This is a genomic window from Vibrio hepatarius, assembly GCF_011806575.1.
Classification (GTDB): domain Bacteria; phylum Pseudomonadota; class Gammaproteobacteria; order Enterobacterales; family Vibrionaceae; genus Vibrio; species Vibrio hepatarius_A.
This window is the reverse complement of record NZ_JAATOO010000009.1, coordinates 111,140-130,489: the sequence shown is the minus strand read 5'-3', so window position 1 is coordinate 130,489 and position 19,350 is coordinate 111,140. Positions and strand designations below refer to the sequence as shown.

Here is a 19,350-nt window from a genome sequence, read left to right as displayed (position 1 = left end):
TGAATTCCTTGCTGCAGTGATTTACTGAATCGGGGCTGAAATTGAGCATACCCGATTGTAAGTCGTCTCTGCTTTAATGAGCTGTATATGGCTAATTGACTGATGGTTTATTTGCAATACTGAGTAAAGCGCGCTGTTTTGCCAATCGAGCGGCAACAGTGACGCCAAAATCATCCTTATCGTACCACCATGACAAATAATCAATGTGTCGTCTGCGACATCTTCGACAAACTGCGTCCAGTAGGTTGATATTCTTGTATAAAATTCGCCTAGTCTTTCTGCATTAGGTAGGTTGTGTTGTGCAGGGTTTTGCCAGAAGCTTTCAAGCTGCGGCCAGTGCTCAGGGATCGAATCAAAAGCTTGGCCATCCAAGTCCCCGAAGTCCATTTCGCGCAGCTCTGGCGCGATAGCGAGTTCCAACTCGGGTTGAGCGAGAAGCAACTTTAGCGCGAGGTCTCGACAGCGAGCTAAAGGAGAACTGATCACTTTAGTTACGCGCAATTGGCGCTTAACGAGTTGCCGACAGATCTGCTCTTGTACTCTAACGTCTACTTTTACGTCAGTTTTGCCATAAAGCGCGGGGGCACCGAGCGTTTTACCGTGTCGAAGCAGATAGATATTGATGGTTTTGCTCATCTTAGCCCTTTAGTTTCATCGGTAAACCCGCCGCAACAAACGTTACTTGATCGGCAACTTTTGCCAGAGCTTGGTTCATCCAGCCAGCGTGGTCAACGAATAGCCTAGTCACTTCGCCCATTGGCACAACCCCAAGACCAACTTCATTCGAGACCAGTACGATATGTGCGGAGCTATCTGCGAGCGCCGCCACCAATTCATCGACTTTACTGCGGATCGTTTCGTCTTGTGCCGCTTCGCCTTGTTCAAAAATTACGTTGTTCAGCCACAAGGTCAGGCAATCGACCAAGACAACATCATCAGCAGTAAAGCGGCTGATCAGTTGAGGCAGTTGCAATGGGCATTCGTGCTCTTGCCAGCTTTCATCGCGTCTTTGCTGATGGTGCTGAATGCGCTTCTGCATTTCTTGGTCAAACGCGATTGCCGTGGCAACGTAGTGAAGCACTTTGCCTTCCGCGCATTGCTTAACGTTTGTTTCGGCGAAACTCGACTTGCCCGAGCGCGCGCCACCTAAGATTAAATGTACCGACATTTATACTCCAAACCACGCAAGGATAACGAGATAACTCAGCAGTTCGGTTAACTGTTGAGCGGCGCCCAAGCAGTCCCCAGTAAAACCGCCTAATCGCTTAAGTAACCAATGTTTTAGCGCAAAACGAAATACCAGCGCCACCGCAACAAGTGCGACCATCAATCCGGTTTCAAAACAGATTAGCGGCAGCAACGAGGTGACGATCAGGATCGTCAGCTCCAATTGCGATTGCTTATTCGCAAGCGGCTTGCTTTTGCTGGTATCGATATCTGACACGTAAGGCATGTCATAAATTAAACTCGCCGCAACGCCTCGGCTGAACGCGTACACAGCGATGATCACGACGACTAAGTCGGTAAACTGCGCAAGCTGTGAAAGGAACACAAACTTACCCAGCAATGCCATGACTAGCGCGCTCGCGCCATAGGTTCCGATGCGGCTATCTTTCATGATGGTCAAACGTCTTTCGACCGTCATCCCACCACCGATACCATCGGCCATGTCCGTCAAACCGTCTTCATGAAATGCGCCTGTCAGCATCAAGCTAAAGCACATCATCAAAAACACCGCGACTTCCGTGCTAAACAGCGTACTGGCTAGCCAGTAAACCAGCGCACATAAGGAGCCAAGTAATACCCCCACCAGCGCGAAGTAGCGCCCGGCTTGGTTCATTCTCTGCTCAGAATACGGCGTATCACTCGGAATCGGTAAGCGAGAGAAAAAGCCCAAAGATAGCCAAAACAGCTCAAGCTGATATTTAAGCCCAGCAAGCATTACACTGTCACTCCTGCTTGCTCAAAGCTGGCCATATTATTGTAAAACTCCACCGCTGCTCGTACCAAAGGCACTGCCAGTACCGCGCCCGTGCCTTCACCCAATCTCAACGAGAGGTCGAGCAGAGGCTCAGCGTGTAGCTCTTCCAGCATGTACTTGTGTCCTGCCTCGTGGGATTGATGGGCAAAGATCATATAATCTCGACACTGTGGGTTTAATTGGGTCGCCGCGTAAGCTGCTGCAGTGGCAATAAAGCCGTCGACTAATACTGGTGTCTTCTGCTCCGTTGCTTCAAGATACGCCCCCACCATTTGAACGATTTCAAATCCGCCAACTTGCTCAAGAACCTCGTACACCTCTTGTCCTACACAGCGCTCTACGCCTTGTGCCACCAAGGTCACTTTCTTAGCGTATTGTTGGTCAGAAATACCTGTGCCACGACCAACGCACTCAGCTATAGGGCGATTTGAAAGCGCCGCTAAGATAGCCGATGCACTCGATGTGTTACCGATACCCATTTCGCCAAACATCACTAAGTTTGAGCCAGATTCGACAATGGTTTTGAGCACTCGTCGGCCAAGTAAAATCCCCTCACTCACCTGCTCCGCAGTCATTGCAGCTTGTTGGGCAAAGTTATTGGTTCGGGTGCCCAATCGCTGCACGATAAAGTCATCGCTTTGGTGCTCCACTGGCAGCAAGATGCCACAATCAACCACCTTTAGCGCTACATCATTCGCACGGCAAAAACAGTTGACCGCTGCACCACCCGCCATAAAGTTGAGCACCATTTGTTGAGTCACAGCACTCGGCGCAATGCTCACGCCTTCATCGGCGATGCCGTGGTCACCGGCAAACACAGCCACGGTTGGCTGCATAATCTCGAGTTGAGTAACTAGCTCACCTTTTTGATTGCTTTGAATCAGCGCGAGTTGATGAGCAAGTTGCTCCAGTTGTCCTAGCGAACCAAGCGGCTTGGTTTTTTGGTTAATGCGATGCCAGATAGCATCAGAATATGATTGGTCTAACATGATGATTTACTTCGGTCTCGCTACTGAAAAGGTTTTCTCTAACACAGCGTATTGACTACCGCCCAAACGCGACAGCGGATTCACTTGTAACGCGTCAACCACCACACGGTCTTCACGCTCTCCGATCACTTGTGGATCGATATAAATATTTTCTATCTCAGCGAAAATCAGACTTTGAGGCGTCTCACCAATTTCTTTAACTTCAAACAACTTACAACCAAATGCAATTGGGCAATCTTTAATTCTCGGCAGCTCACAACCATCAAACTCAACCAGTTCAACACCTGCAAGATCAATTTCAGACTCGCCGTGTTCTAGCGTCGCAGCACTTTGCGTCACCGCATCTGCAAAATCAACACTGGCGATATGGACAACCATTCTCCCTGTTTCTAATGCATTACGCGTTGTGTCTTTCACCTCTCCACCCGGCTTTTTGCCGACCGAAAACATCATCAAAGGAGGATTACTCGATACTGGCGTGAAATAAGAAAATGGCGCTAAGTTGTAATTTTCATCACCCGATTCAGTCAACACCCACGCAATCGGGCGCGGAATGATGGTTTGAGTCATCAGATGATAAATTTGAGTCGGCGCAAGCGTGCTGAGGTCGATATTCATCGTAAATCCCTTTCTTGGCGTGTATTCCTGAGAAGCTCTGAGTGTAACGTGAAATCATAGGGTTAACATCTGCTTTATGCTTTCGGGTGAGCAACCGTTTGTCAGCTCATGCTTGAAAATGAGACAAGAATAAGAAAGATGAAATTTTTTCGGCGTTCGGTCTATCCTTATAATCGAACACCTTTTTTTATTTTAAGCAAAATATGAGGAAAGGTTTCGGATACTGAATGGTATAAAAACATGATTCTAACAAGAATGCTGAGCACGACTCAGCGAGTAGTGAAGGAGGTCTGTTATGCTTGCCAATCAACGACAAAAGAAACAGAAACAAAAAAAATCGAGTCCAAAAACACAAAAACGTGTGCCATTATCTCTTACCTGACTGTAATTTAATCAAGCTCGAGATCTTATGACTAATCAGGGTAATCTCATCGTCATCACGGCCGGTGGTTCTGGCTTAATTGGACACGAACTGGTCAAACAGCTCTTAGAGCAAGAACCAATTGATAAAATCTACGCACTCAGCCGACGGGAGTTGCCCTTTACTCACAATAAGTTGGACGTCATTTCCGATGCAAACCTAGAGGTAAAACATTGGGATGACGAATGTGCACGTCCGCAGTACGGATTTATTTCTCTAGGCACAACAAAAAAACAGGCAGGTAGCCCACAAGGGCTTGAGAAAGTTGACTACGAGTTGGTGTGCAAAGTCGCACAACAAATGAAGCTACTGGGCGTGAAACGTTTATGCGTCGTTTCTAGCTTTGGCGCTTCACCTCATTCGCCTTCTCACTATCTGCGTTGCAAAGGCAAGATGGAGTTAGCGCTTGAGAAAATGGAGTTCGAGCAACTTGTGTTTGTCCGCCCAGGCCCTTTGGTCGGTATTCGCGATAACCCACGTACCGACGAGCAAGTCGTCCAATCTATTTTGAGCGTACTTCGTCCACTGATGGTTGGCCCGCTCGCAAAGCTGATTCCGATCCATGCCAGTGATGTCGCCAAGGCGATGCAATACAGTGTGTTTAAGCGTTCCAATAAGAGAGTCACCATTTTAAACAGCGTCGATATGCGCCAGCTCATCAAGCAATATCAATAGCTTTTTACTTCAATCGAATAGCAAACATTACGCCTAAGAGAGATTAATAACTTTTAGGCATAAGAAATTACTTTTAATCACTTTATTCATTATCCTCGAATCATTATCTTGCCCATCCGAATTCTATTCTTCATAAGCATTAAGTCCCTTAATGCACCTTAAAAATACATAAGGATAATCAGACATGTCAGTAGCTGCTATTGCGTCGTTAGCGGTATTTGCCGGCATTCTCTTCTTGCTGTTTGCTCAACAAAGAAAAGAGAATACTCTATCGCGCCTGGTACTTTTCGGTTTAGTGCTAGGTAGTGCTTTTGGTTTGGCTCTTCAACTGATCTTCGGTGAAGGCAATCCTGTAATTAACGAAACCCTAGAATGGGTCAACGTCGTGGGTCGTGGTTATGTCGGCCTGCTGAAAATGGTGATTATGCCGTTAGTACTCGTTTCTATGATCGCTGCGGTCGTGAAACTTGAAAAAGGCGGTTCACTAGGCAAGATTTCAGCACTCACCATTTCTATCCTTTTGATCACTACAGCAATCTCTGCCATCGTTGCTATCTTTGTCACTCAGGCATTTGGTCTTACGGCTGAAGGTCTAACTGAAGGTGCGCGTGAAACAGCTCGTATCGCAGTACTAGAGAGTCGTGCAGACCGTGTGAGTGACCTAACTATCCCGCAAATGCTGGTTAGCTTTATTCCAACTAACCCATTCGCAGACCTAACTGGCGCTCGCTCGACTTCGATCATTGCAGTGGTTATCTTTGGCGTGCTAACGGGCATTGCTGCACGTAAAGTCATGGCGGAGAAGCACGAGCTAGAAGCACCAATTCGCACTTTCGTCGAAGCGATTCAATCTATCGTCATGCGTTTAGTGAAAATGATCATGGCGCTAACGCCTTACGGTATTGCAGCGTTAATGGCGAAAGTCGTCGCGACATCAAGTGCAGGTGATATCCTGAACCTACTTGGCTTTATCGTCGCGTCTTACGTGGCAATAGCGCTGATGTTTGTTGTTCACGGCATTCTTGTGGCGTTCTTCGGTGTGAACCCGAAAGAGTTCTTCCAGAAGATCTGGCCAGTACTGACCTTTGCGTTTACGTCTCGTAGCTCTGCAGCGTCTATCCCACTGAACGTAGAAGCGCAAATCGAAAAACTAAACGTGCCACCAGCGATCGCGAACCTTTCCGCGTCATTTGGTGCGACGATTGGTCAAAACGGTTGTGCGGGTATCTACCCTGCAATGCTCGCGGTTATGGTTGCGCCGATGGTCGGTATTGACCCGATGGATATCAACTTCATCCTGTCGCTAATTGCGATCATCGTGGTGAGTTCATTCGGTATTGCAGGCGTTGGTGGCGGTGCGACATTCGCAGCACTTATCGTACTACCAGCCATGGGCTTGCCAGTGACTATCGCTGCGCTGCTTATCTCTATCGAGCCATTAATCGATATGGCGCGTACCGCACTGAACGTATCAGGTGCGATGACGGCAGGTACAATCACTAGCCGCATCATGGGTAAGAAAACAGTAAGCGAAGAGCTGGAAACGCAAAAAGCGTAAGCAGAATCATTCCTTCCTCAATGGCCGACATCATGTCGGCCATTTTTTTAGCACTCAAGCTAAGAATATCCCTTGTCGATTGCCTTGATGCAGCGGCAGTGTTCTAATACCTAAGTGAATTTCAAATACTTGGTAATAGAGCATGCAACAAGAGCACCAACCTACGTTTTTCTTTTTTGATTACGAAACGTGGGGAACTAGCCCTGCTAAAGACCGTCCGTGTCAGTTTGCAGGCGTTCGCACCGATCAGGACTTTAATATCATCGGTGAACCTCTTGTCATCTACTGCCAACCGCCAACTGATTATCTACCGTCGCCAGAAGCGGCGCTGATTACTGGAATCACGCCACAAACCGCGCAAACAAAAGGTCTGTCTGAGCCAGAGTTCATTGCCAAAATCCATCAGCAGTTGGCGACACCAAATACAACGAGTCTTGGCTACAACAGCATTCGCTTTGATGACGAAGTCACCCGCTACACCTGTTACCGCAACTTCTTTGACCCGTACGCGTGGAGCTGGCAAAACGGCAACTCTCGCTGGGATTTGCTGGATGTCATGCGTGCGTGCCATGCCTTGCGCCCTGAAGGGATCAACTGGCCAGAAAACGAAGAAGGTTTTATCAGCTTTAAGCTTGAACACTTATCGGTTGCCAACGGTATTGAACACGAAAATGCGCACGACGCAATGGCGGACGTTATCGCCACTATTGAGATGGCGAAAAAGCTAAAAGCGGCACAGCCAAAACTGTTCGACTATTTCCTCAATATGCGCCATAAACGCAAGTTGAATGAGCTTATCGACATCGTCAATATGACGCCGTTGATGCACGTATCAGGCATGTTAGGTCGTGAATGCAACTACACCAGTTGGATTGTGCCGGTGGCTTGGCATCCGACCAATAAAAATGCAGTCATCACGGTGGATTTGGCCAAAGACCCTCAACCACTCCTCGATTTGACGACCGAGCAATTGCACGAGCGTCTATACACCAAACATAGTGAGTTGGCAGAAGGTGAGCTACCAGTCCCTGTTAAACTGGTTCACTTGAATAAGTGCCCTATTCTCGCTCCGGCTAAGACGCTAACCGCAGAGAACGCAGAAAACATTGGTATCAACCGCGAGCAATGCTTAAAGAATTTGGCAATCTTGCGCCAGAATCCAGAAGTTCGTGAAAAGCTGCAGGGCTTATACAGCATCGAGCGAGAGTATGAGGGCAGCAATGACGTTGACACTCAACTCTATGACGGTTTTTTCTCTCCCGCAGACAAAGCGTCAATGGATATCATCCGTGAAACTGACCCAAACAATCTAGCCGCACTGGACATTTCGTTTAATGACCAGCGAATCGCACCACTTCTATTCCGCTACCGCGCCCGAAATTTCCCGTGGACTTTGGACGAAACTGAGCAACAACGCTGGGCTATGCACTGTCGCGAGTACTTCGAAAGTCGTATTGAAGAGTATATGCTCAATTTGGAAAACTTAGTTCACGAACATGGAAGTGATGAAAAGAAGATGGCTATTTTAAAATCCGTATACCAATACGTTCAAAAGCTAGTATCTTAAGTAGTCATAACGCCTGCACCCTACTCCTCACCGATTATTAAAATAAAACGGCTGGTGAGGTTTTGAACTCCAACTCCGATTGGAATCTTACGTTGTGAAAATGCAACGAGCAGTTTATATACTTGGACGACAACTTCATATGGCTAAAAATTTGCTTAAATACGTCGTATCTTTGGGGCTGATCTTCTTGTGCCTTGTGGCAGGCATCAATCTTCAACACCTCTTAGACATTTCTATCCCGGGCAGCATCATTGGCATGCTGATTCTATTTGGCCTTATGGCGAGTGGGTTGGTACCGGTTGAATGGGTCCGTAGTGGCGCTACGCTGCTTATCCGTTACATGGTGCTACTGTTTGTGCCGATCAGTGTCGGGCTAATGGATCATTTTGACCTGTTGTTTGCGAACGCAGTGCCGATTCTCGCAAGTGCCATTGGCGGTACCGCGATTGTGTTGGTGGTACTCGGATTGTTCTTAGATCGCGTACTTAAAGGAGGAAACAAGTAATGTGGTTATTAGTTACTGTCATCGTCTTCCTTGCAGCGCGCTGGATCTGCAGAAAGTGCAACACACCGTTGATGAACCCGCTCATCATCAGTCTTGTAGTGATAATCCCGATTCTCACTTACTTCAAAGTCCCATTTGAAACCTATTACGAAGCAAACGGATGGCTTAACTATCTGCTACAACCAGCGGTCGTTGCCTTGGCGTTTCCGCTCTACGAGCAACTGCCACAGATTCGAGCCAACTGGCGAATTATCGCGCTTGCGTGTGGTGTTGGTAGTGCGATGTCAATGCTAACCAGCAGCGTTATCGCTGTATACATGCAAGCTGATATTACGCTAATCGCTAGTCTATTAGGAAAATCGGTGACAACGCCTATCGCGATGGAAGTATCGAGCCATTTAGGTGGTGAACCAGCGATCGCCGCAATTTTGGTACTGTTAGTTGGCCTGTTTGGGGCGATGGTTGCTTACCCAATTTACAATCTGCTCAACATTACCCACCCTATTGCCAAAGGATTGACGATGGGCACCGTTTCTCACGCATTGGGCACTGCAGCCTGCGCAGAAAGAGATGGGCAAGATGCGGCGTTCAGTTCGTTGGCGCTCGTGCTATGCGGCGTGATCACCTCTATTCTCGCACCATCATTCTTTGCCTTTGCAGTCTGGTTAGCGGCATAAAAATGGTCTGCTTCGCCGAGTAACGGATGTTTATTCGGCGTAGTTCACTTAATTTTTGACTGCAATCGTTATCATGTGTGACCTCACTCTAACTATGAAACAGAGAATCTCATTGCATTATTTAATGTGATTTTATTCACAGATTTATTTGCTACTTTCCATAAAATGAAATGCCAGTATCGAAGTGGGTTCACGCTGTAATGCACTGCTTGTCTTCGATATCACCACATGTTTACACAAGGATTCAACATGAGAAGCCGCATTGAACAAGCGCTTTCAGAAGCGCCAAGCAAGGTAGCAGAGTACCTGTCCCCGATTCTGCTCGCTGATGATTTTGACGCGACTATTTCTGCTAAGCAGTTCCAACAACTACTTGCGATCTCTGGTCTGCAAGATGACGAACTGCGCGTTGCGTTACTGCCGTTTGCTGCAGCCTATTCTTACGCGCCTATCTCTAATTTTTATGTGGGTGCAATCGTACGTGGCTTGTCTGGCCGTCTTTACTTTGGTGCTAACGTCGAAATTTTAGGTGCTCAACTAGGACAGACTGTTCACGCAGAGCAATCCGCGATTAGCCATGCTTGGATGAAAGGCGAACAAGGCGTCTCTGACATCACGATTAACTTCAGTCCTTGCGGTCACTGTCGTCAGTTTATGAACGAGCTGACAACAGCAAATGAGCTGGTGGTTCAACTACCTCAACGTGACGAAATGACACTGCAACAATACTTACCAGAGTCATTCGGCCCTGCCGATTTAGGCATTGAATCAGGATTGATGACTGCCGTCGATCACGGTAAAACGACCGAAGAATCCGACGAACTAGTCCTTGAAGCGCTAAAAGGCCTCAACAAGAGCCACGCGCCGTATACGCACAACCTAAGCGGTATCGCAATCAAAGCGAAAAACGACAAAGTATACTTGGGTGCTTACGCAGAGAATGCGGCATTTAACCCAAGCCTACCTCCGCTGCAAGTCGCAATGATTCAGATGTTACTAGACGGTCAGTCTTTGGAGCAAATTGACTCTGTTGCGTTGGCAGAAATGGCCGATGGCAGCATCAGCCACTTGGCCGATACACAAGCGACACTAGAAGCGGTCAACCCAGACATTCAGGTTTCATACCTCGCAGTATAGAACTCAAAAAGGCGCTCAGTGAGCGCCTTTTTTATATGTCATAAAATGGACTTGGATCGACTTCCAACAGGCTTGGGGCTATCGCCTTTTCTATACTGAGCTGGCTGTGTTTGAGATCGACGTAGCAAACATCGATAAAGTGACGGTACTTGCGCGAGTAGAAACATTTTACTTCTGGCTTAAGAGGATTGGCACTGTTCGAGGTCCACACGATTCCCACTTTCCCGTCACTCAGTTCAACCAACGCGCCCACCGGATAGATACCCACGCAGTTGATGAACTTATAGACCATTTTCTTATCCAGTTGAAACGGTGTCAGGCTAAGCAAAATCTTAAACGCTTCAGCCGAACTCATGCCGCGTTTATAACAGCGGTCTGCGGTCAAAGCATCATAGATATCAACAATCGAGCTCATGCGACCGTAAATTGAAATTTGCTCGCCGCTCAAGCCCTTTGGATACCCTTGACCATCTAGCTTCTCATGGTGCATCAAACAGACATCTCGACTGATATCACTCACACCAACAACCGAACCAATCATCTGTTTGGCATGTGTTTGGTGGCCTTTCATGTGCTCAAATTCTTCTGACGTCAAACGCCCTGGCTTATGGAGGATTTTGTCGTCCACTTTGATTTTTCCGATATCGTGGATGATGCCACCAATTGCTACATGTTTTAGTTCCTCTTTGGAAAGTCCTAAATGCTTACCAAAAGAGACAAGTAAGGTTGCGACATTCACTGAATGCTCAAGCAAATATTCGTCTTTGTTTCGTAATGCTGAAACACAATGAAGAGCGTCTGAATCAACTAAGACTTGCTCGATCAAATCATCCGCCCAACGCTCCAATTCATCGACGTGGACCGAATTACCTGCAAATGTTTGGTTGAGAATTCTATGGGCAAGCGTTTTTGCCTCTCGAATGATCCGTGAGGCGCGTTTTTGGTGAGAAAAACGACTTTTATGAACGCGTTTAAACTTAAGCGGAGACGCCTCTTCAGGTTCATCGTTGGTCAACTTAACCGGCTTAAACACGCAACCTTTTACCGACAGGCTTTGGTCAACCCAAGCGTATTTGATGCTGTTCTTTTTCAGCTCGTCAATCGCACGCTGAGAAGACACCCGCCCTGCATTCGACAGGTTTACCCGCTTATTATCTTCAATCGCGGTAACAAACATGCCAATGCTAAGCGTGTCTAAAGGTATTTTTATTGAGTTCTTAGGATCGTAATGCATCTATTCAATTTCTATTGTGACAATCAATGTCACTTATCTATTAAACCCTCACACCCACAGAGTGAGGAATGAACATCGGGTATCACCGCGATCCATGGCGACCCGTTAAATTTAGTTTAAGAATCTTGTACTAACCCCATGAATATTTCCCAATATAAACATGTAGTTGCATAATGATTTAGAGTAATAATACTAACACACTTTCAAAAGTGTGATCTTCATCATATTGCAAAAATTACCAACTAATAAGAATGCCGTTTGTTTAACAAGATAACGCAAACGTTTGCTTTTCTAGTGTTAATCAGTATGATCCGTCGCATTAATTCAAATCCGCTCTGTTAGAAAGGTTAATTATGTTTGGTACGGCTACTCGTAAAAATGCTACTCGCGTACTTCTATTAGGTTCTGGTGAACTCGGTAAAGAAGTGGCGATTGAATGTCAGCGTCTTGGATTGGAAGTGATCGCGTGCGACCGTTATGAATCGGCTCCAGCGATGCAGGTTGCTCACCGCAGCTACACTCTTGATATGTTGGACGGTGATGCTTTGCAGGCCATTATTGAAAAAGAGCAGCCTGATTACGTCGTACCAGAAATTGAAGCTATCGCGACCGACAAGCTCGTGGAGCTAGAAAGCCAAGGCTTAAACGTTGTGCCAACAGCGAAAGCCACTAAACTGACGATGAACCGTGAAGGCATTCGTCGTTTGGCAGCAGAAGAGTTGCAACTGACTACCTCACCGTATCGTTTTGCTGACAGCTATGAAGAGTTTACCGCTGCGATTGAAGCGGTCGGTATTCCTTGTGTTTGTAAACCGGTGATGAGTTCATCAGGCAAAGGTCAGAGCGTGATCAAAAGTGCCGATGACGTAGATAAAGCGTGGAGCTATGCTCAAGAAGGTGGTCGTACTGGCGCAGGTCGCGTGATTGTCGAAGGCTTTATCGATTTTGATTACGAAATTACCCTTCTGACTGTGCGCGCAGTTGATGGTGTTCATTTCTGCGCACCAATTGGCCACCGCCAGGAAGACGGTGACTACCGCGAATCTTGGCAGCCACAAGTAATGTCAGATGCGGCCCTACAAGCAGCACAAGATGCAGCAGGCAAAGTGGTTAACGCACTTGGCGGTTACGGCATCTTTGGTGTAGAGCTGTTTGTAAAAGGCGATACGGTTATCTTTAATGAAGTCTCCCCTCGCCCACACGATACTGGTCTGGTTACCCTGATGTCTCAAGACAGTTCAGAGTTTGCCCTACACGTTCGTGCGTTCACTGGTTTACCAATCTCAGCCATTACCCAATACGGCCCTTGTGCATCTGCGGTTATCCTTGGTCAAGGCACTTCTGAAGACATTCGCTTCGAAGGAATGGAATTAGCACTGGCTCAACCTCAAACTCAGTTGCGTCTGTTTGGCAAGCCAGATATCGATGGACGTCGTCGTCTTGGTGTCGCCATTACGCGCCGTGACACCATTGAGCAAGCCATTGAAGACGCTGTCAGCAGTGCGAGCAAGGTTAAAGTTATCTACTAACGGTAAACAACCAAAAAGAAAAAGGCTTGGATATTCCAAGCCTTTTTACGTTTAAACTATTGGTTTATGTCGTTTAAGCTTCCAACAAATAGACTTCTTCAGCAAAGCGCGACAACCCTTTTTTGGCGATTTTAGGGTGGTCCTCATCCGCGTCATCACGGTTGAGTTTGGTTATCTTGAATTCTGCAAACAAACGACGTACTTCCTGCTCAGAAACCGAGAAAGGAGGTCCAGACATTTCTTCCTGAACATAGTCCAATGTCACCAATAAGATACGACCTCCGGGATTAAGCAATGATTTCACGCGCTGAGCGTATTCTTCACGCATCTCTTGTGGCAAAGCAACCAGCGCTGCACGGTCATAAATGATATCCGCGTTCTGAACAGGCGCAGTAAAAAAATCACCGGTGTAAATCGATAACTCGTCAAACTGATACAGCTCATGCATACCATTGATTGACGTCACCATCGGCGTGTAAAAGTGTTCAGCAAAAAACGCTCGAACCGCAATCTTACTTAGCTCAACACCTTGCACATCTTCGTGTTTAGTCGCTAACCAAACCAAGTCTTCTGACTTACCGCACAGTGGCACCAAGACTTTATCTTCATAGCTTGGATTGGTGTGCTGCCAATATTTGATCAGTAGTGGATTCACATCATCAAGGTGAAAACCGATCTGATTACTGGCCCACTTTCCGTGCCAAAATTCTGGATCTCTCATTATTATCTCGGGTCTGACTTTAATAGCCATAGACTATACGAAAGCCGTCGGCAGTGGTATCCCCACATTAACTGACTGTTCATACTTGGTTCAGATTAGTTCTATATACTCAAACACGTACTCAAAATTGAACGTTTGCTTTTTTGCCGCTTGATACGAATGAGAGCTAGCTCTAAAAACGCAAATAGTCAGAGTTGTTTGGATTGGGATTCACTATTTTGCCCCAATATATCAAACAGAGAGTCGTAGGACTTAGTGCTTGAAACCTTTTTCGACACCTTTTTCTAAGCCGCTACGAATCTAAGGAGAGTGAATGAGCTTATTCCTGCGAACAACAGCACTGATGCTATTAATGCTCAGCCGAGCGCCGGCGTTTGCCGCGATTCCAACCGCTCCGGCTGGGGAACAAAATCGTTCTGGTAATCAGAACGAAATGTGTTCTAAAGCGTTTAGACATAACTTGAGTGGTCTGTATGGCATTGCCTCTACCAACAACACACCACGCCAGCCATATTCTGACTTCGACATCCTCTACTCCAAAGCACATCAAGCTCAAGCCGAGCTAGAAACTCTATGTAAAAGTGCCGCGCTACTGACCTCCACTGAAGCTTACTTCGCCGGCGTGAAGTCTTCTGACCGAGCGAAAGCAAAAATCGAACACGAGCTCGACGGACAAGTAGAGCGCATTACTGACTTGGCGCGCGCAACGATCGTTGCCGATGACATTGAGAGTCTGACCACGGTGTACGAAATCCTTAACCGCGAAACAACCATCGTAAAAGTAAAAAATCGCTTTAAAAATCCAGCCGCATCAGGCTATCGCGATCTAAACCTGCTTGTTCAGTTGCCAAAAACTCAACTCGTAGCGGAAGTACAAATTCACTTAAAAGCGATTGCAGATGTGAAAAGTGGCCCTGAACACGATCTTTATGAGAAAATTCAAAAGATTGAACGACAAGCTGCAGCAGAAAGCCGTGACCTGTCTGAATTTGAAATGGCGAAAATCCGCACCATGCGCAGCCAGTCAAAAGAGCTCTACCAACACGCTTGGCAGCCTTATTTGACCACAAACTTAAGTGCTGCTTAACAGCCATAAACCAACGACAACGCCTTTCAGCACTGTTGAAAGGCGTATTTACAAGGACCCGTATGACACCCGAGCAACAAGCTTTCCTCGACCAATATTTGCAAACGCTGAGCGTTGAAGAACGTGATGCGATTCCTCAAACCATCGCTGAATACTTCTGTGCTGACGAGTACAACGCCAATGAATGCGCGCGCTTGATCAATATTGGTCAAAAACGGGCGTCGTGTAGCCTTAAACAGGGTTATGAGATTGAAAATGAACCTTTCCCAGAAGTTGGCCGACTCACCGTTGTTCTCAACTGGAAAGAAGAACCCGTCTGCATTGTGAAATTAACCGATGTGTCTTTCTGTCCGTTTGACCAGGTAAGCGAAGAGTTTGCTCAATCGGAAGGCGAAGGAGATGGGACTTATGAATGGTGGCGAAAGGCGCATATCGATTTCTTCACCCAATACGCCAAAGAAATTGGGGCTGAGTTTACGCTCAGTTCAGAGTTGGTGCTAGAGCGCTTTGAAAAAGTCTACCCAATTGATTAAAGGCCAAGAATCAAAGCGCTACCCGACGATGTTCGGGTGGCGCTTTTTCTCACGATTACACCGATAACACACGGCTAACGGCTTGGCTGATGTCACCATCACTTGCGCCTAGCGGCAGAGTAAAGGAAATGTATTGATCGCCACGCAAGCTTAGTGAGCGATCCACTTCAGCCAGACAATGCATCAAGCCACCTTCCAAGATGAATGACAGTTCAATCTCTTTTTTATTGATAAAGCCGTTGTTACGGAACTCAATTTCCTGATAACAACCTGACTTAGATGAGAAGTTTCCACCGCGTAAGTAACCTTTTTCTACGTCTGCTTTAACCATCGCAAAGCCAGCGTTTTCAATCGCAGAAATGACTTTCGCAGCGACTGGCAGAGGTTTCACTTCAAGAAAATCACGGTCTTTAGGATCGATCGCAAAATCAATGTCTAGCGATGTCTCTACCCAAACATGGCACAGGTTCTTGAGAGCATTTAACGCTGTGATCGGTGTTTCATCATCGAGTTTAAGCTCGAAAGGCACTTGTTTATTTTCATTCGGCTGAACCGTAAATGGCTGTACCGCTTGCAGCTTGCCAAGAACAAAACTTTGATAGCTGACACTGTTGTCGCTTTCGACTTTCACTTCTGTACATAGTTTTAAGTTGATCGCGTCAATTTGCTGCTCTACATCACCACCCTGAATATGTACAACCCCTTTTAGCGTGTCTCCTTGAAACATTGACATGCTTTCTAAAACTGTATCGACTTTCGCTGCGCCAATGCCTAATGAAGCCTTTAACTTACCGAACATTCTGTTTCCTTTTGCCTTTCGTTGTTAGCAACATTTGTTTAACGTGCCCTCCGTGAGAGATCAAGCCATTTTCGTCATTCGCCAAGGAAAATGTGGCGCACTCGCAGATTCGACTCAATGCTAAACACCTTGCTTGTAAGTTCCATTTAAATGTATAAACATTTGTATAGTCAAAAAATACAAGAACACAACATGAGCAACGCGCCTTTATACCTGCAGATTAAGCAGTTCATTAACGACAAAATTGAGTCTGGCCAGTGGCCGGTCGGGCATCAAATTACAACCGAAATTGAGCTCACCAAGCAGTTTGACGTCAGCCGTATGACGGTCAACAAAGCGATACGTGATTTGGTCTCTGAGGGTAAACTTCAGCGTAAGCCCCGTTTAGGCACCTTTGTTTGCGCCCCAGAAGAGAAAGCGGAATCCCCGCTGTTAGATATCAGAAACATCGCGGAAGAAGTCACGCAGCGCGGCAAAGCTTATACCAGCAAAGTGATCAAACAAACGGCGATACGAGCGGATGAACGTATTGCAACCAAACTCGGAGTGATGCTCAATACGCCAATTTTCTATAGTGAAATCATACACTTTGAAGATAGCGCGCCGATTCAGTTGGAACTGCGTTGGGTAAATGCTGCTTACGCACCTAACTACCTAGAGCAAGACTTTACCCAAATCACACCCAACCAATACCTGTCGCAGAACTGCCCGCTTAGCGCAATTGAGCACACGGTTGAAGCGATAGTTGCAGACTCTCATGTTCGCGCTTCATTGAACTTGAGCGGCAACGAGCCTTGCTTGCTCTTAAACCGTAGAACATGGAGCCAAGATAAACTGGTGAGTTCAGCATTACTCTACCATCCGGGTTCGAAGTACAAATTAAGCTCTAAAGTTCTACTCTAATCTAGCCAATTATTTTGCTTAACGATCACATTTTCATAACATTAAACTTGATCGTTTGACTAACCCGAATCATTATTTGTATATACATTTAAGCATATGGATATTACTGGCAGAATGGACACTCATAACAATCACCATAATAAAACCCAAAGCAACGACATGACGCTCATCAATGCGCGTATCGTATCGATGACTTCGGGCGCTGCCGGTTATCAGGTGTCGGAACCTACTCACATTCATATCAATGCGGGGAAAATCGTTTCTGTCTCAAGCGATTTACCCGCAATTGGTCACGTTTACAACTGCCAAAACAAGCTCGTTACACCGGGTTTCATCGATTGCCATACCCACCTTATTTACTCCGGTAACCGTGCCAACGAGTTTGAAATGCGCTTGAACGGTGTGCCTTACCAAGAGATTGCTAAACAAGGTGGCGGTATTCTATCGACGGTCAAAGCAACACGTGCAGCTAGCGAAGAACAACTTGTTGAGCTGGCTTTACCTCGGTTGGATGGGCTAATTCGAACAGGCGTCACCTCCGTGGAAGTGAAGTCTGGTTATGGTTTAACCCTCAACGATGAAATCAAGATGCTGCGCGCTGCAAAAGCACTCGAAGATCACCGTCAGATCCGCGTGGAGACCACATTACTCGCTGCGCACGCTCTGCCACCAGAATATGTGAGCAAAGCGAATGACTACATCGACATGGTCTGTCAGGAAATCATCCCACTTGTTGCTGAAGAAAAACTCGCCACCAGCGTCGATGTCTTCTGTGAGTCCATCGGGTTTGACCTAGCGCAGACCGAGAAAGTCTTTATCGCTGCGCAGCAGCATGGCTTAAAAGTTAAAGGGCATACCGAGCAGCTTTCAAACCTTGGCGGCACTGCCTTGACAGCCAAATACTCCGGTTTGTCAGCGGATCATATTGAGTATCTCGACGAGCAAGGCGTTATAGCAATGCGAGATTCTGGCACGGTTGCCACACTCCTGCCGGGCGCATTCTATTTCTTAAAAGAAACCCAACTGCCGCCAATCGAACTTCTACGCAAACATAAAGTTCCGATGGCAATTGCCACTGATCTGAACCCAGGCACGTCACCTTTTGCAGATTTGACTATGATGATGAATATGGGTTGTACCTTGTTTGGACTCACTCCGGAAGAAACACTTAGAGGTGTGACTTGCAATGCAGCTCGAGCTTTGGGTTTTGCAGAAAGTCGAGGTCAAATTCAGACTGGATTTGACGCCGATTTCGCAATTTGGGATATCGAACATCCAGCGGATTTTAGCTACCAGCAAGGCGTATCACGTTTATCCGCTCGTATCATCAACGGGGAACTGAATCATGTCTGATCAAATGACGACTCGCCTACCCAATACAAACCAAGATTTTCATTGGCAAGGCAGACATGACGCGGAAGACGGCAGCTTAGGTAAGCGTGTCCATCATGTAATTAAAAAAATTCCGGTTCAGGAGTTAGAACCGTATCGCAATGCAATCAGTGTACTTGGTTTCGCCTGTGACGCAGGGGTTGCACGTAACAAAGGTCGCGTCGGTGCGCGTAAAGCGCCGGACCTTATTCGTCGTGCACTCGCGAACATGGCTTGGCACAACGAAAGCACGTTGATCGACCTCGGCAATGTGGTATGTGAAGACGATTTACTGGAGCAGTCTCAATCGGACTGCGCGGCTGTGATTGCCCAAGCATTGCGCTCTACCCCCGTTATTACGTTAGGCGGCGGACATGAAGTGGCATGGGCTTCTTTCCAAGGTCTTGCGCGTTATTTTGAATATCTCAGCCCAGCCAAGCCACCAAAAATCGGCATCATTAACTTTGATGCGCACTTTGATTTACGAGCCTTTGAAAGCACACAAGCAGACGTAAAGCCGAGTTCGGGTACGCCGTTTAATCAGATTCAGCACTATTGCCAACAACACGGCTGGCCATTTCATTACGCCTGTTTAGGTGTCAGCCGCGCAAGCAATACTGAAGCACTATTTAAGCGCGCAGATGAGTTAAATGTTTGGTATGTGGAAGACAAAGACCTTGCCCACTTAAACCATATTTATCACCTAACCCAGTTGCAGCACTTTATCGACAATTGCGATTACATCTACCTAACGATCGATTTGGATGTATTCCCCGCGGCAACCGCGCCAGGAGTAAGTGCGCCCGCTGCAAGAGGCGTCAGCATGGAGACGTTGTCGCCGTTTTTGGACCGAATTTTACATTACAAACAAAAGTTGGTTATTGCCGATATCGCCGAGTACAACCCGACCTATGACGTAGACAGTCAGACAGCTCGGTTGGCCGCTCGACTTTGTTGGGATATCGCCAACGCACTTTCAGAACAATAGTAGAAACCAGTGAGCAGTGAAGCTAGGCCTTAACGGGCTTGGCCGCCCTACTGCTAC

General features: G+C 46.8%; 20 protein-coding genes. 12 read left to right on the top strand and 8 right to left on the bottom strand.

Annotation, left to right across the window (positions count from 1 at the left end):
* Positions 1–21: 21 nt before the first annotated feature.
* Genes HCZ42_RS09385 through HCZ42_RS09365 form a run of 5 tightly spaced genes read right to left on the bottom strand, consistent with a single transcriptional unit; the run spans position 22 to position 3,588 of the window.
* Entirely contained in the window at positions 22–636 is a 615-nt protein-coding gene (locus tag HCZ42_RS09385) for a histidine phosphatase family protein (RefSeq protein ID WP_167420450.1), read from the bottom strand.
* A gap of 1 nt (position 637) precedes the next feature.
* Positions 638–1,168, bottom strand: a complete 531-nt coding sequence (gene cobU, locus HCZ42_RS09380) for a bifunctional adenosylcobinamide kinase/adenosylcobinamide-phosphate guanylyltransferase (RefSeq protein ID WP_167420449.1) — start codon at positions 1,166–1,168, stop codon at positions 638–640.
* Positions 1,169–1,942, bottom strand: coding sequence for an adenosylcobinamide-GDP ribazoletransferase (locus HCZ42_RS09375; protein ID WP_167420448.1), 774 nt, complete (start codon positions 1,940–1,942; stop codon positions 1,169–1,171).
* Positions 1,942–2,970 (bottom strand): nicotinate-nucleotide--dimethylbenzimidazole phosphoribosyltransferase, encoded by a 1,029-nt coding sequence (gene cobT / locus HCZ42_RS09370; RefSeq protein ID WP_167420447.1) that lies wholly within the window; start codon positions 2,968–2,970, stop codon positions 1,942–1,944. The genes HCZ42_RS09375 and cobT overlap by 1 nt, the downstream gene beginning before the upstream one ends.
* A 6-nt stretch (positions 2,971–2,976) precedes the next feature.
* Positions 2,977–3,588 carry a flavin reductase family protein gene (locus HCZ42_RS09365; RefSeq protein WP_167420446.1) on the bottom strand — a complete coding sequence of 204 codons (612 nt, stop codon included), beginning with the start codon at positions 3,586–3,588 and terminating at the stop codon, positions 2,977–2,979.
* Positions 3,589–3,997: 409 nt separating this feature from the next.
* On the opposite strand from HCZ42_RS09365, the gene HCZ42_RS09360 reads away from it, so the two are divergent.
* The 6 genes from HCZ42_RS09360 (at position 3,998) to cdd (ending at position 10,128) form a co-directional block, all read left to right on the top strand.
* The gene (locus HCZ42_RS09360) at positions 3,998–4,684 is read left to right on the top strand and encodes an NAD(P)H-binding protein (protein ID WP_167420445.1); all 687 of its coding nucleotides are present in this window, start codon (positions 3,998–4,000) and stop codon (positions 4,682–4,684) included.
* A 184-nt stretch (positions 4,685–4,868) separates the two neighbouring features.
* Positions 4,869–6,242 carry an L-cystine transporter gene (locus tag HCZ42_RS09355; protein ID WP_167420444.1) on the top strand — a complete coding sequence of 458 codons (1,374 nt, stop codon included), beginning with the start codon at positions 4,869–4,871 and terminating at the stop codon, positions 6,240–6,242.
* A 142-nt stretch (positions 6,243–6,384) separates the two neighbouring features.
* A complete protein-coding gene (gene sbcB / locus HCZ42_RS09350; RefSeq protein WP_167420443.1) occupies positions 6,385–7,809 on the top strand; it encodes an exodeoxyribonuclease I in 1,425 nt (474 codons plus the stop codon).
* Positions 7,810–7,948: 139 nt separating this feature from the next.
* A complete protein-coding gene (locus HCZ42_RS09345; RefSeq protein WP_167420442.1) occupies positions 7,949–8,314 on the top strand; it encodes a CidA/LrgA family protein in 366 nt (121 codons plus the stop codon).
* Positions 8,314–8,991, top strand: a complete 678-nt coding sequence (locus tag HCZ42_RS09340; protein ID WP_167420441.1) for an LrgB family protein — start codon at positions 8,314–8,316, stop codon at positions 8,989–8,991. The genes HCZ42_RS09345 and HCZ42_RS09340 overlap by 1 nt, the downstream gene beginning before the upstream one ends.
* Positions 8,992–9,240: 249 nt before the next feature.
* Positions 9,241–10,128: a cytidine deaminase gene (cdd, locus tag HCZ42_RS09335; RefSeq protein ID WP_167420440.1), complete on the top strand. Its 888-nt coding sequence runs from the start codon at positions 9,241–9,243 to the stop codon at positions 10,126–10,128.
* A 31-nt stretch (positions 10,129–10,159) separates the two neighbouring features.
* Here the strand turns inward: cdd and HCZ42_RS09330 are convergent, their stop codons facing one another.
* Complete coding sequence (locus HCZ42_RS09330) at positions 10,160–11,362, bottom strand: HD-GYP domain-containing protein (RefSeq protein WP_167420439.1); 1,203 nt, start codon at positions 11,360–11,362, stop codon at positions 10,160–10,162.
* 353 nt (positions 11,363–11,715) lie between these two features.
* Between HCZ42_RS09330 and purT the strand changes: the two genes are divergently transcribed.
* Positions 11,716–12,891: a formate-dependent phosphoribosylglycinamide formyltransferase gene (gene purT, locus HCZ42_RS09325; RefSeq protein ID WP_167420438.1), complete on the top strand. Its 1,176-nt coding sequence runs from the start codon at positions 11,716–11,718 to the stop codon at positions 12,889–12,891.
* A 73-nt stretch (positions 12,892–12,964) separates the two neighbouring features.
* On the opposite strand, the gene HCZ42_RS09320 is transcribed toward purT, so the two are convergent.
* A complete protein-coding gene (locus HCZ42_RS09320) occupies positions 12,965–13,612 on the bottom strand; it encodes a thiopurine S-methyltransferase (protein ID WP_167420437.1) in 648 nt (215 codons plus the stop codon).
* Positions 13,613–13,925: 313 nt separating this feature from the next.
* Here HCZ42_RS09320 and HCZ42_RS09315 point away from each other — a divergent pair, with 313 nt between their 5' ends.
* Together HCZ42_RS09315 and HCZ42_RS09310 are read left to right on the top strand one after the other, a co-directional pair.
* Positions 13,926–14,699 (top strand): phosphoribosylglycinamide formyltransferase, encoded by a 774-nt coding sequence (locus tag HCZ42_RS09315; RefSeq protein WP_167420436.1) that lies wholly within the window; start codon positions 13,926–13,928, stop codon positions 14,697–14,699.
* Between the two features lie 62 nt (positions 14,700–14,761).
* A complete protein-coding gene (locus HCZ42_RS09310; protein WP_167420435.1) occupies positions 14,762–15,232 on the top strand; it encodes an ASCH domain-containing protein in 471 nt (156 codons plus the stop codon).
* Positions 15,233–15,287: 55 nt separating this feature from the next.
* Here the strand turns inward: HCZ42_RS09310 and HCZ42_RS09305 are convergent, their stop codons facing one another.
* On the bottom strand, positions 15,288–16,031 hold the full coding sequence (locus HCZ42_RS09305) for a sporulation protein (RefSeq protein ID WP_167420434.1): 744 nt from the start codon (positions 16,029–16,031) through the stop codon (positions 15,288–15,290).
* A 192-nt stretch (positions 16,032–16,223) separates the two neighbouring features.
* Between HCZ42_RS09305 and hutC the strand changes: the two genes are divergently transcribed.
* From hutC to hutG, 3 genes are all read left to right on the top strand, one after another.
* The gene (hutC, locus tag HCZ42_RS09300; RefSeq protein ID WP_167420433.1) at positions 16,224–16,934 is read left to right on the top strand and encodes a histidine utilization repressor; all 711 of its coding nucleotides are present in this window, start codon (positions 16,224–16,226) and stop codon (positions 16,932–16,934) included.
* Between the two features lie 189 nt (positions 16,935–17,123).
* The gene (hutI, locus tag HCZ42_RS09295) at positions 17,124–18,287 is read left to right on the top strand and encodes an imidazolonepropionase (protein WP_217702291.1); all 1,164 of its coding nucleotides are present in this window, start codon (positions 17,124–17,126) and stop codon (positions 18,285–18,287) included.
* Positions 18,280–19,293: a formimidoylglutamase gene (gene hutG, locus HCZ42_RS09290; protein ID WP_167420431.1), complete on the top strand. Its 1,014-nt coding sequence runs from the start codon at positions 18,280–18,282 to the stop codon at positions 19,291–19,293. The genes hutI and hutG overlap by 8 nt, the downstream gene beginning before the upstream one ends.
* The last annotated feature ends 57 nt before the right edge of the window (positions 19,294–19,350 follow it).

Excerpts from the sequence above, each read along its gene's own strand:
- HCZ42_RS09385 (WP_167420450.1), bottom strand. The coding sequence starts at position 636 with ATGAGCAAAACCATCAATATCTATCTGCTTCGACACGGTAAAACGCTC.
- cobU (WP_167420449.1), bottom strand. The coding sequence starts at position 1,168 with ATGTCGGTACATTTAATCTTAGGTGGCGCGCGCTCGGGCAAGTCGAGT.
- HCZ42_RS09375 (WP_167420448.1), bottom strand. The coding sequence starts at position 1,942 with ATGCTTGCTGGGCTTAAATATCAGCTTGAGCTGTTTTGGCTATCTTTG.
- cobT (WP_167420447.1), bottom strand. The coding sequence starts at position 2,970 with ATGTTAGACCAATCATATTCTGATGCTATCTGGCATCGCATTAACCAA.
- HCZ42_RS09365 (WP_167420446.1), bottom strand. The coding sequence starts at position 3,588 with ATGAATATCGACCTCAGCACGCTTGCGCCGACTCAAATTTATCATCTG.
- HCZ42_RS09360 (WP_167420445.1), top strand. The coding sequence starts at position 3,998 with ATGACTAATCAGGGTAATCTCATCGTCATCACGGCCGGTGGTTCTGGC.
- HCZ42_RS09355 (WP_167420444.1), top strand. The coding sequence starts at position 4,869 with ATGTCAGTAGCTGCTATTGCGTCGTTAGCGGTATTTGCCGGCATTCTC.
- sbcB (WP_167420443.1), top strand. The coding sequence starts at position 6,385 with ATGCAACAAGAGCACCAACCTACGTTTTTCTTTTTTGATTACGAAACG.
- HCZ42_RS09345 (WP_167420442.1), top strand. The coding sequence starts at position 7,949 with ATGGCTAAAAATTTGCTTAAATACGTCGTATCTTTGGGGCTGATCTTC.
- HCZ42_RS09340 (WP_167420441.1), top strand. The coding sequence starts at position 8,314 with ATGTGGTTATTAGTTACTGTCATCGTCTTCCTTGCAGCGCGCTGGATC.
- cdd (WP_167420440.1), top strand. The coding sequence starts at position 9,241 with ATGAGAAGCCGCATTGAACAAGCGCTTTCAGAAGCGCCAAGCAAGGTA.
- HCZ42_RS09330 (WP_167420439.1), bottom strand. The coding sequence starts at position 11,362 with ATGCATTACGATCCTAAGAACTCAATAAAAATACCTTTAGACACGCTT.
- purT (WP_167420438.1), top strand. The coding sequence starts at position 11,716 with ATGTTTGGTACGGCTACTCGTAAAAATGCTACTCGCGTACTTCTATTA.
- HCZ42_RS09320 (WP_167420437.1), bottom strand. The coding sequence starts at position 13,612 with ATGAGAGATCCAGAATTTTGGCACGGAAAGTGGGCCAGTAATCAGATC.
- HCZ42_RS09315 (WP_167420436.1), top strand. The coding sequence starts at position 13,926 with ATGAGCTTATTCCTGCGAACAACAGCACTGATGCTATTAATGCTCAGC.
- HCZ42_RS09310 (WP_167420435.1), top strand. The coding sequence starts at position 14,762 with ATGACACCCGAGCAACAAGCTTTCCTCGACCAATATTTGCAAACGCTG.
- HCZ42_RS09305 (WP_167420434.1), bottom strand. The coding sequence starts at position 16,031 with ATGTTCGGTAAGTTAAAGGCTTCATTAGGCATTGGCGCAGCGAAAGTC.
- hutC (WP_167420433.1), top strand. The coding sequence starts at position 16,224 with ATGAGCAACGCGCCTTTATACCTGCAGATTAAGCAGTTCATTAACGAC.
- hutI (WP_217702291.1), top strand. The coding sequence starts at position 17,124 with ATGACTTCGGGCGCTGCCGGTTATCAGGTGTCGGAACCTACTCACATT.
- hutG (WP_167420431.1), top strand. The coding sequence starts at position 18,280 with ATGTCTGATCAAATGACGACTCGCCTACCCAATACAAACCAAGATTTT.